Annotated in this window: 16 protein-coding genes and 1 pseudogene; 15 read left to right on the forward strand and 2 right to left on the reverse strand. The window is 59.3% G+C overall.

All coding sequences use genetic code 11. The features are described 5' to 3' along the window. The first annotated feature begins 13 nt into the window (after positions 1 to 13). The 13 genes from sctL to LY631_RS09955 all read left to right on the forward strand — a co-directional run bounded on the left by sctL (position 14) and on the right by LY631_RS09955 (position 11142). A complete protein-coding gene (gene sctL / locus LY631_RS09895; RefSeq protein WP_274425135.1) occupies positions 14 to 643 on the forward strand; it encodes a type III secretion system stator protein SctL in 630 nt (209 codons plus the stop codon). Then, positions 640 to 1992, forward strand: a complete 1353-nt coding sequence (locus tag LY631_RS09900) for a FliI/YscN family ATPase (protein WP_274425136.1) — start codon at positions 640 to 642, stop codon at positions 1990 to 1992. The genes sctL and LY631_RS09900 overlap by 4 nt, the downstream gene beginning before the upstream one ends. Further along, positions 1985 to 2473 carry a hypothetical protein gene (locus tag LY631_RS09905; RefSeq protein ID WP_274425137.1) on the forward strand — a complete coding sequence of 163 codons (489 nt, stop codon included), beginning with the start codon at positions 1985 to 1987 and terminating at the stop codon, positions 2471 to 2473. Before LY631_RS09900 ends, LY631_RS09905 begins: the two co-directional genes overlap by 8 nt. A gap of 2 nt (positions 2474 to 2475) precedes the next feature. Next, a complete protein-coding gene (gene sctQ, locus LY631_RS09910) occupies positions 2476 to 3567 on the forward strand; it encodes a type III secretion system cytoplasmic ring protein SctQ (RefSeq protein WP_274425138.1) in 1092 nt (363 codons plus the stop codon). Continuing rightward, positions 3560 to 4213, forward strand: a complete 654-nt coding sequence (gene sctR, locus LY631_RS09915; protein ID WP_274425139.1) for a type III secretion system export apparatus subunit SctR — start codon at positions 3560 to 3562, stop codon at positions 4211 to 4213. The genes sctQ and sctR overlap by 8 nt, the downstream gene beginning before the upstream one ends. An 11-nt stretch (positions 4214 to 4224) precedes the next feature. Next, positions 4225 to 4494, forward strand: coding sequence for a flagellar biosynthetic protein FliQ (locus tag LY631_RS09920; RefSeq protein WP_274425140.1), 270 nt, complete (start codon positions 4225 to 4227; stop codon positions 4492 to 4494). A gap of 2 nt (positions 4495 to 4496) precedes the next feature. Continuing rightward, positions 4497 to 5315, forward strand: coding sequence for a type III secretion system export apparatus subunit SctT (sctT, locus tag LY631_RS09925; protein ID WP_274425142.1), 819 nt, complete (start codon positions 4497 to 4499; stop codon positions 5313 to 5315). A 142-nt stretch (positions 5316 to 5457) separates the two neighbouring features. Beyond that, positions 5458 to 6291 (forward strand): D-glutamate cyclase family protein, encoded by an 834-nt coding sequence (locus tag LY631_RS09930; protein ID WP_274425143.1) that lies wholly within the window; start codon positions 5458 to 5460, stop codon positions 6289 to 6291. 55 nt (positions 6292 to 6346) lie between these two features. Further along, entirely contained in the window at positions 6347 to 7261 is a 915-nt protein-coding gene (locus LY631_RS09935) for a LysR family transcriptional regulator (protein ID WP_274425145.1), read from the forward strand. A gap of 109 nt (positions 7262 to 7370) precedes the next feature. Then, positions 7371 to 8192 carry a putative hydro-lyase gene (locus tag LY631_RS09940; protein ID WP_274425481.1) on the forward strand — a complete coding sequence of 274 codons (822 nt, stop codon included), beginning with the start codon at positions 7371 to 7373 and terminating at the stop codon, positions 8190 to 8192. A 38-nt stretch (positions 8193 to 8230) separates the two neighbouring features. Next, entirely contained in the window at positions 8231 to 9277 is a 1047-nt protein-coding gene (locus LY631_RS09945; RefSeq protein ID WP_274425147.1) for a TRAP transporter substrate-binding protein, read from the forward strand. 30 nt (positions 9278 to 9307) lie between these two features. Beyond that, positions 9308 to 9865 (forward strand): TRAP transporter small permease subunit, encoded by a 558-nt coding sequence (locus tag LY631_RS09950; RefSeq protein WP_274425148.1) that lies wholly within the window; start codon positions 9308 to 9310, stop codon positions 9863 to 9865. Further along, positions 9862 to 11142, forward strand: a complete 1281-nt coding sequence (locus LY631_RS09955; protein WP_274425149.1) for a TRAP transporter large permease — start codon at positions 9862 to 9864, stop codon at positions 11140 to 11142. The genes LY631_RS09950 and LY631_RS09955 overlap by 4 nt, the downstream gene beginning before the upstream one ends. A gap of 108 nt (positions 11143 to 11250) precedes the next feature. Here the strand turns inward: LY631_RS09955 and LY631_RS09960 are convergent, their stop codons facing one another. Continuing rightward, positions 11251 to 11556, reverse strand: coding sequence for a DUF1236 domain-containing protein (locus LY631_RS09960; protein WP_274425150.1), 306 nt, complete (start codon positions 11554 to 11556; stop codon positions 11251 to 11253). Positions 11557 to 12222: 666 nt separating this feature from the next. Between LY631_RS09960 and LY631_RS20445 the strand changes: the two are divergent. After that, a pseudogene (locus LY631_RS20445) lies at positions 12223 to 12754 on the forward strand (transposase); the annotation flags it as partial. A gap of 512 nt (positions 12755 to 13266) precedes the next feature. Beyond that, a complete protein-coding gene (locus LY631_RS09965; RefSeq protein WP_274425151.1) occupies positions 13267 to 14724 on the forward strand; it encodes a DNA cytosine methyltransferase in 1458 nt (485 codons plus the stop codon). A 402-nt stretch (positions 14725 to 15126) separates the two neighbouring features. Here LY631_RS09965 and LY631_RS09970 read toward each other — a convergent pair whose 3' ends face one another. Then, on the reverse strand, positions 15127 to 15282 hold the full coding sequence (locus LY631_RS09970) for a hypothetical protein (protein WP_274425152.1): 156 nt from the start codon (positions 15280 to 15282) through the stop codon (positions 15127 to 15129). Between the last annotated feature and the right edge of the window lie 573 nt (positions 15283 to 15855).

Here is a 15855-nt window from a genome sequence, read left to right on the forward strand (position 1 = left end):
TTGGGGAGGCGAGATGGTCAAGATAGGAGAAAGCGAAGCGCTTCACGATCTGCTGCCTGCAAAACCGTCCGGGCGCGTGCTCAAGCCGGCGGAAGCGCAGGCATGGCGGAGCGGCTTCGACTTCTTCGAAACGGCGAAGCACGAAGCCAGTCAAATGCGGGAGCGGGCCCGCCAGGGATATGCCAGCGAGTACGCGCAAGGGTACCAGGACGGAAAGGCAGCAGGTGAAGCGGAGGCAGCCCGTCTCATCAATGACACGGTTGCCAAGGTTGACGACTATTTGCACGGCATTGAGAACGAGGTCGTGGGGCTTGCACTCGACATCGTAAGGCGTGTCCTGGGCGACCTCGATATCAAGCAACGCGTGGTTCAGGCGGCCAAACAGGCCATCGCCGATATCCGGCGGGCGAAGTACATCCGTATCACTGTTCATCCAGACATGGTGGCCGATGTCGAGAGCGAACTGGCGGTATTGGTGGACGAAGACACGCTCGGTTGCACGGTGGAGGTCGATGGCGACAGTTCCCTGACGATGCAGGCGTGCATTGTTGCCACGGACGTTTCAGTGTTCGACGCCAGCATCGAAGCCCAGCTCGAAGCGCTGGCGAACGCTATCGGCGTTGAAGGAGCGAGCGGGCGATGAGCCAAACAACGCCTGCCGTCGACGCCCGGCTCACCGGAATTGTACCGCGACTGCGCGAGCGGCTGCGTGATGATGCGGCCCGTCCGCGAAACGGCCGTGTGCGGCGGGTGATCGGCGTTGTCATTCATGCTGCGGTCGACGAGGTAAGGCTGGGTGAGATCTGCGAGCTCGTGGATCCGAAGACCGGACGTCGGGCCAAAGCGGAAGTCGTCGGGTTCGCGGATGAGGAGGCCGTGCTCGTACCATTGGGCGATGTGACTGGGCTTTCCAGTCTGACCGAGGTGGTACCGACGGGAAAGGATTTGCAGGTCCCGGTGGGAAGAGGGCTCCTCGGACGTGTGATCAGTGCGCTGGGCGATCCGCTGGACGACGGACCCTGGCCGCCTGGCGAAGTTGAAGGCACTTATCCTGTCCACGCCTACCCGCCGCCTCCGCTTTCGCGCGTTCTGATTTCAGAGCCGATCCAGTTTGGCATTCGGGCCCTGGACGGCCTTTTGAGCTGCGCGCGCGGTCAGCGTCTGGGCGTCTTCGGTGAACCCGGTGTTGGAAAGTCCATGCTCACTGCCGATATCGTGCGCGGGACGGATGCCGATATCGCGGTGGTGGCGTTGGTCGGCGAACGCGGCCGGGAAGTGCGCGAATTCGTGGAACGCCAGCTCAGCTCGGAAGGGAGAGCCCGGACCGTCATCGTTGCCGCGACGTCGGACCGACCGGCCATCGAGCGGGTCAAAGCCGCCTACGTGGCCACCACCATTGCCGAATATTTCCGCGATCAGGGCAAGCATGTGCTTCTGGCCATGGACAATATCACCCGTTTTGCCCGCGCCCAGCGCGAGATCGGACTGGCTTCGGGAGAGCCGCCGACGCGGCGCGGATTTCCTTCGTCGCTTTTTGCGGCTTTGCCAAGATTACTGGAGCGTTCCGGGCCGGGAGAACGCGGTTCGATCACCGGACTGTACAGCGTTCTGACAGAGGGCGACGGCACGCTCGACCCTGTCGCGGAAGAGCTTCAGGCGCTGCTGGATGGCCACGTGTTCTTGTCCAACGATCTCGCCCGGCGCGACCACTTTCCGGCAATTGATGTTCTTCGCAGCCGGAGCCGACTCATGGACAACGTCGTGCCCCAGGAGCACAGGGCCGCCGCGGGTAAGTTGCGTTCTCTCCTGGCGCGCTATCAGGAGGTGGAACTTCTGCTCCGTGTTGGTGAATACAAGGAAGGCGCGGATCCGCTGACCGACGAAGCAGTGCAGAAGATCGACCGCATCCACGATTTTTTGCGTCAGCCGTCGAACACGCGTGAAACCATGAAGACGACGCGCGAACGCCTGCAGGAGATAGCCGATGCGTGAGGCTGAGATCATCGCCCGGCTCCGTGACTTGCGCCGCCTGCGCGAGCAGCGCGCAAGGGAAACCGTTATCCGCCGGAGTGCCGCGGCGGTCGATGCGGAGATAGCCATGCGGGAGGCCTCCGAGGCTACGGCTTTGCACCTTCAGCAAGCCGCATCGGAGGAAACGGCGAAGCTGGGTTCCCTGGTTGGGCAACAAGTCGATGTAAACAGCATTCATCAACTCCAGGGGCTGTTCCACCAGCGCGCAGATGAACTTGCCCGGTTGCGCGAGGCCGAAGACAACGCGGCTGCCTCCGCACGGCGGCGTGAGAGGGATTTGGCCGATGCTCGCACGGAGCACCGGACGCGTACCCGGGCGGTGTCAAAGCTGGACCTGGTTCTGGAGAAGCTTTCGTCCGATCCCGTTTATGGCAAGACGGCTCGCGAAGAGCTCGGGGAGGAGGAAAGCACAGCCGAACACGGGACCTTCAACAAGAAATGAGCATGGCCCAAGGTACGGCTGAAAAACCGAAAAAGCGCCGCGCGTCGAGTGCAAAAAGGGTGCGAGAGTCGGCTTCGCCCGTCAAGCTTCGCGAGATCGCTCTCCCGAGGATGCGTGCGTTCAACCAGCTATATCGCTGGCGGGCGCCTTCAAAACTGACGATTTTCGGAGAGCGGGTTTTGGTTTCCGCCGTCTGGCCGCCTTCCGATGACGGCGTGGCGCGCGGGACGGTCACCTTTGCCATTGATAAATCGCGCGGCCGCCTCGCTGTCCCGCTGACCGCAATCGATGAATGGATCGCGAAGTTTGATCCTGATGCCGATCTCGCGCGGCTCGCGCCGGACCATGCCGCACTCCTGCTGGAATGCCTGCTGGAAGACGAAATAGGCCAGCTCGAACAATACTTCGATTGCCGGATCGCGCTGCTGTCCGTCGACCGCGCACCAGCGACGGCCCGCGAGTATCCTTATGCATTCAAGTTTGTACGTGGCACAGAGGAAAGCGAGTGTCTTCTCGACCTTGAGGACGGCTGGGCCATTCGCCTTGGGCGCGCTCTGAACGAAATGCAGCGGAAGACACGTTCACCGCGCCTGGATATCCCCGTCAGTGCCAGCATCTGGCGCGGCGCGATCAGCCTGCCATTTGCGGAATTGCGAGGCCTTCAGCCGGGGGACGTGATTGTTCCGGACGAAATCAACCCGGCCGAGGACGTTGCGGTAGCCATCTTTGCAAATCGCTTTGCCGCACCCGTCCGGGCGACCGAGGACGGTTGGCTTTTAACGGCGCGGCCCAGCTCCGTTGCGGCCACGAAATGGGAGTGGATCATGGATCAGTCGAAAAGATCGGACGCAGCCGCGATCGAGGATTCCGAACTCGAGGAACTGCCGCTGACGGTGGCGTTTGAGATCGGGCGCGTGGGAATGTCCTTGAAGGAGATTTCCCAGCTTACTCCCGGGGCCGTTGTCAGGGTTACCGATGTGCCTGATCAGACGGTGGACCTGCTGGCCAATGGCAAGCGCATTGGGCGCGGCGAGATCGTGCGGGTCGGGGAGGGGCTGGGCGTGCAGGTCACTCGGATTTTCGGCGATGCTTGAGAGCTCGCCTAATTTCCTGGGCATTCTGGTCGCCATCGGCGCCATCGGGATATTCCCGCTGGCGGTGGTAACGATGACAGGCTTCCTAAAGATTTCGGTGGTGCTGTTTCTGATCCGAAATGCGCTCGGCATCCAGAATACGCCGCCCAATCTGGTGCTCTATGGAATAGCGCTCGTCTTGACCGTTTACGTCACGGCACCCCTGGTCAGCGAAATTTCGGGGCGTCTGGAAGAGAACAACATCACCTTCCAATCCAGCCAGGATATGCAGAGGGCGGCCGAACTTATCCGTCAGCCTCTAACGCAGCATCTAATGAATTTTACGCGCTCGGACGAACGGTCGTTTTTTCTCCAGGCGACCAATCGGCTCTGGCCGGAAGGCGCACGCGAGGACATTCAAGGTGATGATCTTTCGATCCTGGTCCCTGCTTTCGTGGCTTCGGAGTTGAGCCGGGCGTTCGAGATCGGATTTTTGATCTACCTGCCATTCCTCGTCGTTGATGTGGTGGTCGCCAGCGTCCTGATGACGCTCGGCATGATCATGGTTCCACCGGTGCTCATTTCCGTCCCACTGAAGCTGTTTTTGTTCGTCGCCGTCGATGGCTGGTCACGGCTGATGCAGGGACTTATCCTGAGCTATGTCTAGGGTGGGCTATCATGAGCGGTGATCTGGTTCTCGCCAAGGTCCAAACCTCCCTGGTGGTCATACTCCTTGTCTCGGCTCCCGTCATCATTACTGCGCTTGCTGTCGGTCTGCTCATCGGCCTGGCGCAAGCTCTCACCCAGATCCAGGACCAGAGCCTGCCGCAGATCGTCAAGCTGGTGGCGGTGCTGTTGGTGATCCTGTTTTTCGGTCCTTTCATGGCTTATCAGGTTGCCGATCAAGCCTCGCTCGCCCTTGAGCAGTTTCCGCGCGTGACTCGATAGGCATGCCGGATTTGGGACCATTCCTGGAGGGGATACAGGGGTTCGAATACTATGTCGTCGCCGCCACGTTTGCGCTGGCGCGCATGATCGGCCTTATGTCGATTATGCCGCTATTCACGCGAACACGGCTGACGGGCGTGTTGCGCAACGGTGCTGCACTTGCTTTTGCCATTCCGGTCATTCCGATGATCGCGGCGTCGTTGCCGCAAATGGAAGCGTCGGCGCCGCTCATCATACTTTTCATGTTCAAGGAGGTTCTGATCGGGCTGGTTCTTGGCCTGGTCCTCGGCGTTCCGTTCTGGGCGGCGGAGGCGGCGGGTGATATCGTCGACCTGCAGCGCGGTTCGACTATGGCCGGGCTGCTGGATCCCATGATGACGCAACAGACCAGCCCTACGGGAACTCTGCTGGGCATCGTCATGCTGATGATTTTTCTGTCCGCCGGAGGTCTCGAACTGATTCTCACGCTGCATTACCGCAGCTACGAATTCTGGCCGATGGATAAACTCGTTCCGCAGTTCAGTCCCGAGGCAGCGGAAATCCTCCTCGAACTGCTCGATCGAATTCTTGGAATGGCCGTGCTTTTGATGTTTCCTCTGATCGTCGGTCTTCTGCTTTCCGATGTTGTCCTGGGCTTTCTTACGCGCGCATCACCGCATCTGAACATCTTTGCGCTTTCCCTGGTCGTCAAAGCGCTGGTCTTCAGCGTCATGCTCGTTCTGTATTCATCCTTCCTTGTTCATTACATGGATGCCAACATCAGCTTTATGCGTGATGCATCACGCTATTTCGAGATGATCGCCTGCCCGTCTTGCCCTTGAACAATCAGGCATTTCTTGGCCTGAAGGCATCCAGGTAAAGAAAAAATCTATTGCGATGGAAAAAAACTAAAAATTTGACAGTAATCGTCGCTGTGAAGATGTTCGACACCACGCGAACAAAGCCGAGAGGGGCGGCGTTGTGGTGTTTATCCATCGTTGTCGAGCGTTATCGTTTCACGAAGCGCTAAGCGCCAAAGATGCCGGAGGACTGCGGAAGATCATCCGGCAGGGTGCTTACGGGGGACAAACCTCGGGGCTCGCGCCGGGGAAACTGCAGGCCAATCTGGTCATTCTTCCCCGTCGGTTCGCGGACGATTTTCTGCGATTCTGCAAGCGCAACCCCAAGCCGCTGCCGCTGGTTGGCGTCAGCCGCAGTGGCGTACCGGCCATCCCCCAGCTCGGCGATCTGGATCTGCGCACGGATGTGCCGCGCTACGATGTCTATCGGTTTGGAGCGCTTGTCGGCCAGCCGACGAATATAAGTGCTCTCTGGCGAGATGACTTCTCGGCCTTCGTTATCGGATCCAGCCATACATTCGACCACGCCCTTGCGGCGCGGAGCATTCGGTTGCGCCCGATGGGCGGATACAAGGCCTTGCCGATGTATCGCACCATAATTCCCGTCGCGCCTGCGGGGCGCTTTGGTGGGAATTGCGTGGTGTCCATGCGAGCCATCCGCAAGGCGGATATAGACAAGGTTCGGGCCGTGACAGCCCGGTTTCCCCAGGCCCATGGCGCGCCGGTTCACATCGGCGAGCCGGGGATTATCGGCATTTCAGATCTGGACACGCCGGCGTGGGGTGAGCCGATTGACTTGGAGCCGGATGAGGTCCCGGCTTTCTGGGCTTGCGGTGCAACGGCCCACGACGCCTTGCGGCGCGCCCAACTGGATATTTGCATCATGCAGTCGCCTGGTCATATGTTGCTGACCGATATTGACGGTCGGGCGGATATCGGCCCCTTTAAGGTGTATTGAACCAAGCGGCCGCTCCTCCCGCGAAAACATATAAATGCGGCGGCAGGAGAAATGCATGTTCGGCTTTCGCGACATCGAGATTGTGCGTGAGATTGTACGCGCTGGTGGTTTCCGTGCTGCCGCCCAGCGCTCCGGCCTCGCCCAGTCGGCTATTTCCACCCGCATCGCGGCATTGGAGAAGCGGCTTGGCATTGTGCTGTTCGACCGCGTCGGCCGCCAGGTGCGTCTTTCGAGTTGCGGCCGGCGATTTCTGGAAGAAGCGGACCGGTTGATCCAGACCCGCGACCGCATCATTCAGGAGCTGACCCGAAAAGGGGGGCTGAATGGAACCGTGCGCATCGGCGTTGCCGAGACGATTGTCCACACCTTCTTGACCACCATGCTCAACCTTTTGCGTGTCGGCCACGAGACCGTCCGCTTCGAGCTTTCCGTCGACACTTCGGAGCAGCTCTCACGCAAGCTTGTGGAGGACGAGATCGACGTTGGCATTCTCCTGCGTGAATCTCTGCCGAAGGGGGCGGTATCGACGCCTCTCCAGCCGATCGAACTTGGCTGGTACGCCAGCAGCGCCATTCCCCTTCCGCCTGAGCCTCTGACGATAGCCGAGTTGGCGGGCCATCCCGTCGTTACCTTCTCCAAAGGCACGACGCCCTTCGAGCAGATTGAAAGACTGCTTTCCCAGGCTGACGGCGCGCCTCCCGTCCTACACGGATCGGCCTCCCTGTCCACCGTAATGCACCTTGTGGCTGACGGATTCGGGATCGGCGTGGTCCCGACCCGTATGGTGGAGGCCGCCGACCCACTCGGCCTGGGGGAGCGCATCCGACGGCTGCCGACGCGGCCTGAAGCGCATATCCAGAACCTCCAGTTCGTCGCCGCCTACTTCCATGAGAGGAACCATAAGGCCGGCGAGGTCATTACAGCTGCGGCAGTTGAAGCTGATCAAATTGATCTTAAAAAGAGATCGTAAAAATATCTATCCGATACATTGACAAGATCATTCCATTCTGAAATGTTCAGTTTGGGAGAACGTGAAATTGAACGATACAGCGAATAAAGCCGGCACCACCGGTCGCGAGATGGGTATAGTTTCAGACGTCGGAGGCGATACGCCGGTGACTTTGCGGCGGGCCATCCGTGCACAGGAGCATAACGGGCAGACCGCGGGTCGAGCCCCGGGCTATCTCCAGGGCAATCTGGCCATTGTGCCGAAAGCGCTCGCCGCGGATTTTCTTCTGTTTTGTCAGCGCAATCCGAAGCCGTGCCCCATTGTGGGGATTTCCGAGCCTGGCTCCCCGGTTATCCCGAAATTGGGGGCGGATCTCGATATCCGCACGGATCTCCCCGCCTACCGCGTCTTTCGAAATGGCCGGTTTGAGGAGAATGTGCGCGATTTGACGGACATCTGGCGTGACGATCTCGTCGCGTTCGTGCTGGGGTGTTCGTTCTCGTTCGAAGAGGCCTTGTGCGCGGCGCAGATCCCGTTGCGGCACATTGATGCCGGCCGCAACGTCGCGATGTATCGCACATCGATAGAGGCCGTGCCGGCGGGGCCGTTTGCGGGTCCTCTCGTTGTCTCCATGCGGGCTTTTCGCCCGGCAGACGCAATTCAGGCGATTCTTTTGTCGGCGCGCTTTCCGCTAGCTCATGGCGCGCCAATTCATATCGGTGATCCGGCACGGATCGGGATCGCGAACCTGCAAGAGCCCGATTTCGGCGACAAACCCATCATGGATGAAGGCGATATCCCGGTCTTCTGGGCGTGTGGGGTGACTCCGCAACTGGCGTTGCTTTCGTCCGGGGCGGATATCATTATCACGCACGATCCGGGTCATATGCTCATCACCGATGTTCCCGTGGCTGCCGCCGAGACGTATTTGTCCGGCGTGGTCGCGCCATAACAAAAACACGTCAAACGACCAACAGAGAGGACCGAGCAATGAAATTCTTTCGAAATGCATGCCTTGCCGGCACCGCCATCATCTTGGCCGCGCCTGCTTCTGCGTGGGCAGTGGATCTGAACGTCGTGGGGAGCTGGAGCAATCTTCCCCTTTACCAAAATTATGAAGAGAAATTCTGGCGTGAGACGCTACCCGCCGCCTCCGACGGCGAAATCAACGTCAACATGACCACCTTCGATCAGATGGGCATTGCAGGAGCTGATGTTTTCCGGCTTCTCGGCGATGGCGTTTTCGATGTCGGAATGACGGTGGCTGATTACACCGTTGGTGACGCGCCGGAGCTTGAAGGACTGGACGTGCCTCTGGTCGCGACGACCGCCGACGAGGCTCAGGCCATGGTGGATGCTGCGCGCCCCATGGTCGAAGACATCATGGAAAGCCGCTTCAATTCCAAGCTCCTGGCAATCGCGCCTTATCCGCCGCAGGTGGTCTTCTGTCGCGATGAGGTCAAGTCCCTGGCGGACCTGGAAGGCCGGCAGATCCGCGGCTCCGGCCGTATGACGACGAACTTCATCGAGGCATTGGGTGCCGAGGGCATTAATGTGGCGTTTTCGGAGGTGCCGGGCGCGCTCGAGCGCGGTGTAATCGATTGTGCGGTCACCGGTGCCGGCTCGGGCTATAGCGCCGGCTGGTGGGAAGTCACCGATTATCTCATGACGCTGCCACTTGGCGGTTGGGATTCCGTACCCACCGCGATGAATCTCGACAAATGGAACAGCCTGTCGGAAGAACATCAGGAACTGATCCAGTCCCAGATCAAGACCGAGTTTGAGGAGCCCGTCTGGGCGAATGCTCAGGGCGCATTGACGGAGGACGTGGCCTGCTTGACCGGCAATGGCGAATGCACCCGAGGCGAGCCGGCGGGGATGGTGCTGGTAGAGCCGACGGAAGAGGATGAGGAAACCGCGCGTGAGATCCTCACGCAAACCGTCCTGCCGGATTGGGCGGAACGTGCCGGCGACGACTGGGCCCAGCGCTGGAACGAGAGCGTCGGCGAGACCGTCGGAACCCAGATCCCGCTGTAATACAGGGCTGGCGGTACCGGAGACAATGACATGATTTTCGAGCGCATTCTGGCGGTCATGCGTCGCCTCAATACGGGTATCGCCCTGGCGGTCGGCGTACTTCTGACGCTGACCGTCGCCTTCATCATCGTTGACATCACCATGCGCCAAGTCAGTCGATCGCTCGGCGGCTCCGATGAGGTATCGGGCTATGTCATGGCAATCGTCGCGAGTTGGGGATTGTCCTACGCCCTGCTCGAACTCGCGCATGTTCGCATTGATCTATTGCGTATGCGCCTGCAATCGAGCGGGCGCTTTCTGCTGGACGTGCTGTCGATGTTCTCTGTGGCGGCAATCGCCTGTGTTGTCGCGTTCTATGCCTGGCCGGTGCTGGCAAAAAGCATCCAGCAGGGCTCGCGCGCCAACACACCGCTGGAAACGCCGCTTTGGATCCCTCAGGTCCTCTGGTTTTCCGGTTGGGTCTGGTTTGCTCTGACGGCAACCGTAATGCTGATTTGCGCGATCGGAATGCTCGCGCAGAGGCAGACGGCTCAGTTTGAGAAGAGCTTCGGTGTTGTTGCGGATCAGGCAGCGGAGCCGGCGGAATGATCTGGGTTGTTGGTTCCTCCCTGCTTGTGCTGCTGACGGTTTCGATTCCCGTTGGCATCGTCCTGTTCCTGCTGGGCATTGGCGTTGATCAGTTCTTTTCGCCGCTTCCCCTTATGCGGGGGCTCGGCCAGGTGGTCTGGTCGTCTTCCAACAGCTCGACGCTGATAGCGATTCCCTTCTTTGTGCTTCTGGGGGAGATCCTGGTCCGCAGCGGGATTGCCGCGCGTACTTATGCTTCGCTCGACAAATGGTTTTCCTGGCTTCCGGGCGGGTTGATCCATGCCAATATCGGCACGGCCACCATGTTCTCTGCTACCTCCGGCTCGTCGGTGGCGACGGCCGCCACGGTGGCGACAGTCGCAATGCCGCAGGCCGAAAAGCTTGGGTATGACCAGCGGTTGTTTTCCGGCGCGATCGCGGCGGGCGGAACGCTGGGCATCCTTATACCGCCGTCCATCAATCTGATTATCTACGGCTTTCTGACCGAGACCTCCATTCCTCGCCTGTTTATGGCCGGCCTGCTTCCCGGGGCGCTCATGGCGGTTATGTTCATGGTGATGGTCGCGTTCTTATGCACCATTCGCCCGGAACTGGGCGGGCCGAAGCGGAGCTTCTCCTGGTCCGAGCGTGTCGCCAGCCTTCTGCAGCTCTTGCCCATCATCTTGCTTTTCATAGTCGTGATCGGTTCGATCTATGCGGGATTGGCCACGCCGACCGAGTCCGCCGCAATCGGGGTTGTCATGGCATTGGCCATCGCCGGTGCGAGTGGCGGAGTGAATTTTTCAGTCCTGCGCAACGCGCTGCTCGGTACGGTCAAGATCACGGCCATGGTCATGCTTGTGATCATGGGTGCCTACTTCCTGAATTTCACGCTGACCTCTGCGGGGCTTGGCCGGGAATTGACCCAGCTTCTGGAGTCCTCCGGGCTGACGCCGTTCGGCACTCTTTTGCTGGTCATCTGTTTGTACGTGGTGCTGGGCTTCTTCATCGAAACCCTGTCGCTCATGGTCGCCACCATCCCCATCATCGTGCCGATCATGGCCGGCCTTGGCTATGACAAGATCTGGTTCGGCGTGCTCTTGATCGTCCTGGTGGAAATGGCGCTGATCACCCCGCCGGTGGGCCTCAACCTCTACGTCGTGCAAGGCGCGCGGCGGTCGGGGAACCTGGGCGAAGTGATGGTAGGCGCCTTGCCTTTCGTGCTGATCATGCTGCTCATGGTGGCTTTGCTCATCATGATCCCCGGCCTGGCGCTCTATCTGCCCTCGGTGATTTGATTTGCTTGAGCTGGCGTGCGCGGGGCCGGCTACTCCGCCCAGTTCGGCCCGGCGGCAGGACGAATGCGGCGTCCGCGGGGCGGCCGCCGCATTCGATGCTTCTGCCGATTACTCGATGATGTAGACTATCTCGCGCGTATCGGGGTCCACCAGAACCGTCCGATCTTCGACCACAACGTATCGGTACTGGACGTCTAGCTCCGGCGCCTCAAGCGGATGAAGCTCGACGGTGTCCGGCAGGGTGGTGCCGACTTCTATGGTTACATCCGCCGGAACTTCGCTCGGTGCAACCTGTTGCGTCGTCACGTAGTCCCGAATCACTGTTTCCTGCTCGGGTTGAATGACAACCTCCTGCGCGGCCGCCATACTGGCGCTTGCGAGAAAAACGAGGCCGGCAAGGATGAAGCGTTTCATCAACATCTCCTTTGTAGTTGGAACCGGCTAACGAACTCTCACCCGCCGAACTGGTTCCAATGGCGTTTATTCATTACCGACCGCCAATTCCCGCCCGCATGTAACCACAACTGATGGACGTCCCACCATCCGGTTCTGGGCAGCGCTATTTGCTAACTGGATTACTGCCTGGCTCGCGTCGGAGTGTCGCGCAATCGGCAACGACATAGTGCGACTGAGGATGCGTATCTGACATCCGGACTTTATCTCCATCTGAACAGCGCATCGATGCGCTTGCCCGCATCACCAAATGTCCACCGGTAAAGACGAGAAGCCAATAAAGCCACGTCCTTCGGGAGACCTACCGAGGCGAGAACCCAAGAGGAGAGCGGAGAGCCCAAAAGTGAGCCAGCAGGTCTGTGATTTAGGAGAAAGCGAGGAAACCAAGTGGCTGGGGAACCAGGATTCGCAGCCAGTATCGATATACCTCCGCGCACTCTTGGAAATCCAAGGAGTGTTCGCCGCCCAAGGCCCTCTGTGTATTAGTTTTGTGCCCCGGTTTGGTGCGGCGGTCAATAAAGGAATATGATTTCCGGTCGGAAGCTGATCGCTAAGCCGAAAGAGCGCCACGCTCGGATCATCCGCAACCGGTGATGCGATGCAAAACATGCCGTATGGGCGCGCGGGTACATCGTCAAGACGGGCGTGCCTTGGCGCTGGATGCAACCAATAATCTGCCGTCCTGGGAGATCGTCTACCAGCAAGCCCAGCGCTGGTTGCGGGCTGGTTGTTTCGAGGCCCTTGGCCGAAGACTTGCGTAAGCTCTTGCGCCTAGCCGCCGGCAAGGTGCGCAGCCGAGCGCGGCCATAATCGACAGCCGCACCTGCGCTCCACGCCCGAGAGCGGCGCAATGCCGGGTATGACGGAACCATGCGCAAAAGCGCTCAAAGCTGCATCTGGCTGTTGACACGCTCGGTCATCTGCTCGCCCTGCATGTCACGCCGCCACCGCCGACGACCGCGCCGAGGTCGACCGCATGGCCAGGCCATCCAGGCCGCCACCGATATAATGTTGAGATCGCCTTCGTCGATCGCGCTATACCGGCGACAGGCCGGCGGCGGCCGCCAATGCACACGGCATCGAGCTGGAGCTCGCTAGGCTGTCCGAGGCCAAATGCGGCTTCGTGCTCTTGCCCAGACGCTGGGTCATCGAACGATCCTTCTGTGAACCCCGCTTCCGGCGCATACGTTCGATGTAGTCCTGCCACTGCTTGAGAGTGCGAGGAAGTCTCGCGTTCTCTGCACGCTCTGCGGCGAGATCTTGAACAATCCTCTTGGCGAAAACACCCAGAGCCTTGGCCTGGCCGACAACTTCATCGACGGCCGCCGCATAGGAGGCATCTTCACGCTCTGCGTGCTCCCCGCATCGCGTTGGCAGCGGCTTTCACAGTGCCGCCGATAGCTGCGCCGGCGAAACCGCCTGCGGCGATGGTTTGGAAGTTGAATATTCCCCGGGTGCGGCTCCTGCATCGTTAACCTCCTTTAACTGATCCAGTCTTTACCGGGTTTCGATTCCCTTTTGAGCCCTGAATCGAAATTTTTTCAAGAAAAATTCGTTGACAAGCTACGAGACCAAAAGGTTTCGTAAACACATTTTGCATTTCGGAGGACTTGCTTTTATTTCGCCGTCGGCAAATCATTTTGTTTATACATCAACAAAAGGGATTGCTTCATGCTAAGAGTACTTTCAACATTCTCAGGAATATCTGCTGCCAGCATTGCCTGGAGAGGGCTCGGATATACTTTCGTCGGATTCGCAGAAATTGAGCCGTTTCCGTGCCATGTCCTCGCCAACCGCTGTGGGGCTTCGAGGCCGAAATATTTGCCCGATCCCGATGAGCTGGGGATCGATGGCAAGGAAAAGAAGACGAGGGCTTCCCGGATCAAAGCCGTCGCCGATCTTCCGGAAGAGGGCGTAATCAATTTTGGCGATATCAGCCAGATCACGGATCACGATCTCCGGGCACTGGGCCGTGTTGATGTCCTTGAAGGCGGATCTCCATGTCAAGGATTCAGCTTTGCAGGCTTGAGAGGCGGTCTCGAAGATGACCGCAGCAACCTGCTTTTACAGTTTGTAAAAGTTGCTCAAAGGATGAGGAGATATAATGACTTACGATATGTCGTGTGGGAAAACGTTCCGGGAATTCTTAGCGACCGGACAAACGGATTTGGAAGTCTGTTGGGAGCTCTTGCCGGAGAGGACAGGCCGCTGGTCGCGCCAGGGAAACGGTGGTCGAACGCAGGTTGTGTGTTGGGACACGAGGGGAGCGTCAGCTGGAGAATACTCGACGCACAATTTTGGGGAGTGCCCCAACGTCGCCGTCGCGTGTTCGCTTTCTGCGATTTTAGAGACCGATCCAACGCATCTGGAACCGTATTATTTGAGTCGAAAAGCGAAATCCGGAATTCTCCGGAGGTCGGAGAAACGGGGGAAACCGCTGCCAGAGGTGGTCGAGGTGGCCCTGAGACAATAGTAGCACACCCCCTCGGCATGGATCCAAAACTGTGTACAGGGTTCGAGAAAGCCTTTGCGCTTAAATCCACAAACGGTCAGAATCCGCAGTGCGTAGCGTACGCTTTACCTGACGACTGCGAGCCGAAAACCGCAGAAAGCGTCGCTTACACATTGCGGTCTGGGTCGCCGACAGGCGGCGGCCGGCATCAAATGGTAGCGCATTCTTTTCCTTGCATCGCCTTCTCCGCAGGGCAGGGCGCGAAAGCCGGAGGCATAGGAGCATCGGACAAGGTCGCTCCGACGCTCAAAGCTTCGGAAAGCGGCACCAATATGGTTCCTTCGGTTGTCCATCCGACATTTGCAGGAACTCATTTCGCCAGCGGAGCGGAACTCACTCGCCCCGCTGGAATGGCATCTGACGTCGATATCGTTCATCCTGGCGACGCCATTCGCTGGATCGTGCGCCGCCTGCTTCCTGTTGAATGCGAGCGGCTACAAGGCTTCCCCGACGGATGGACCGACGTAGTATTCCGCGGGAAGACCGCATCTGACGGCCCCCGTTACAAAGCGATCGGCAATAGCATGGCGGTACCGTGCATGTCCTTCATTGGCCGCCGTCTCCTCCAATTCCATAAAGAACAAATCCTGAACGATGTAAGGCGGGAGGCGGCATGAACGATGACCATTGTCCAAACGCCGTCCGGAAAAGAGGTGTTATTGAACCGGATACCCTTTGGGCTGGCGATTCAGCTGTAAACGCCGTTTGGTGAAGTAATGGGGGGAGAACACAGGGCAAGGTAAACGGCGTTTGTTAGGAGATCGCCACCAGGATGTTCGAATCCGCAGCGAGACTCGAAGCCGAGGCAGCGCAGACGGGACCGAACAGGGTCAGGCTTCGGCATCGTCCTCATTCGGCTCGGTGTCTCTGTCCTCGATAAGATGCCGCTTGCGTTGAAAGCTCCAGCCGGAGCGGTACTTGTCGACGAGATCTTCAAGCACGGTTTCGGTTTCCTTTTTGTCGAAACCCTGTTCCTGAAGACTGGCGACGATCCGGTCCAGAAGACGTCCGAGTACCTCCTAGCGGCCATGCCGGACGTTTTCGGTGATGGCGAAGTGCAGCAGCGCCCGGGCGATGTCGTCGCGCGTCGGCCTGCGCCGTGCCCTGGTGGCCGCGCGCAAAGCCCGCTGCCGTTCCCTTTGCCGAGCCAGCCTCTCGCTCCGGGACTGTGCCATGGCCGTCTCCCTTCCTTGTCTCCGCCCGTCCGCCTGCCGCGCAAACGCCGTTTGCAAATGTAACGGCAAACGGGTTAACGGAATCGTCTTTCCAGAGCGCTGAATCGGTTTCCAGGCGTTTTGAATCGAAACAGCACAAATCATTTCGACTTACCCGCATGTCGCGATGATTTGCATGCAGGCTGTTTTTTCAGTTTGACTCAGCCGTCCGGAACGCGGCAGCGCTTGTGTGTCGTCGGTGCCGGTCACGTAACGTCAGGCGTGGCACTTCTCCGGCGATCAGGCGGATTCCAAGGGACTTATTCAACTGCCTTTCGGCTGGCACGCGATCACTTTCGACGTTTATCTGCCCGGCCGGAAGTCTTGGGTTGCCCTTCGATGCGGCTTTGTCGAAGGATCTCTTCAAGCACCGGTGGTTCGTGCCTTTCCTCCGGTGGCGGATCGAGGGTCAGGTCGTACGGTCGTCCCTTCCGTCCGAAATGCGCGTTCACGTCCTTTCCGGTCGCATTTTTTGGCTTCATTGCGCCCGCTCTCGACCGCCTCGGAGCGCTGAACCCGGCCTAGATCTGAGGA

The organism is Chelativorans sp. YIM 93263 (genome assembly GCF_028767125.1).
GTDB lineage: Bacteria > Pseudomonadota > Alphaproteobacteria > Rhizobiales > Rhizobiaceae > Chelativorans.

Coding starts and splice junctions, on each gene's coding strand:
- sctL (WP_274425135.1), top strand. CDS start 14: ATGGTCAAGATAGGAGAAAGCGAAGCGCTTCACGATCTGCTGCCTGCA.
- LY631_RS09900 (WP_274425136.1), top strand. CDS start 640: ATGAGCCAAACAACGCCTGCCGTCGACGCCCGGCTCACCGGAATTGTA.
- LY631_RS09905 (WP_274425137.1), top strand. CDS start 1,985: ATGCGTGAGGCTGAGATCATCGCCCGGCTCCGTGACTTGCGCCGCCTG.
- sctQ (WP_274425138.1), top strand. CDS start 2,476: ATGGCCCAAGGTACGGCTGAAAAACCGAAAAAGCGCCGCGCGTCGAGT.
- sctR (WP_274425139.1), top strand. CDS start 3,560: ATGCTTGAGAGCTCGCCTAATTTCCTGGGCATTCTGGTCGCCATCGGC.
- LY631_RS09920 (WP_274425140.1), top strand. CDS start 4,225: ATGAGCGGTGATCTGGTTCTCGCCAAGGTCCAAACCTCCCTGGTGGTC.
- sctT (WP_274425142.1), top strand. CDS start 4,497: ATGCCGGATTTGGGACCATTCCTGGAGGGGATACAGGGGTTCGAATAC.
- LY631_RS09935 (WP_274425145.1), top strand. CDS start 6,347: ATGTTCGGCTTTCGCGACATCGAGATTGTGCGTGAGATTGTACGCGCT.
- LY631_RS09940 (WP_274425481.1), top strand. CDS start 7,371: ATGGGTATAGTTTCAGACGTCGGAGGCGATACGCCGGTGACTTTGCGG.
- LY631_RS09945 (WP_274425147.1), top strand. CDS start 8,231: ATGAAATTCTTTCGAAATGCATGCCTTGCCGGCACCGCCATCATCTTG.
- LY631_RS09950 (WP_274425148.1), top strand. CDS start 9,308: ATGATTTTCGAGCGCATTCTGGCGGTCATGCGTCGCCTCAATACGGGT.
- LY631_RS09955 (WP_274425149.1), top strand. CDS start 9,862: ATGATCTGGGTTGTTGGTTCCTCCCTGCTTGTGCTGCTGACGGTTTCG.
- LY631_RS09960 (WP_274425150.1), bottom strand. CDS start 11,556: ATGAAACGCTTCATCCTTGCCGGCCTCGTTTTTCTCGCAAGCGCCAGT.
- LY631_RS09965 (WP_274425151.1), top strand. CDS start 13,267: ATGCTAAGAGTACTTTCAACATTCTCAGGAATATCTGCTGCCAGCATT.
- LY631_RS09970 (WP_274425152.1), bottom strand. CDS start 15,282: ATGGCACAGTCCCGGAGCGAGAGGCTGGCTCGGCAAAGGGAACGGCAG.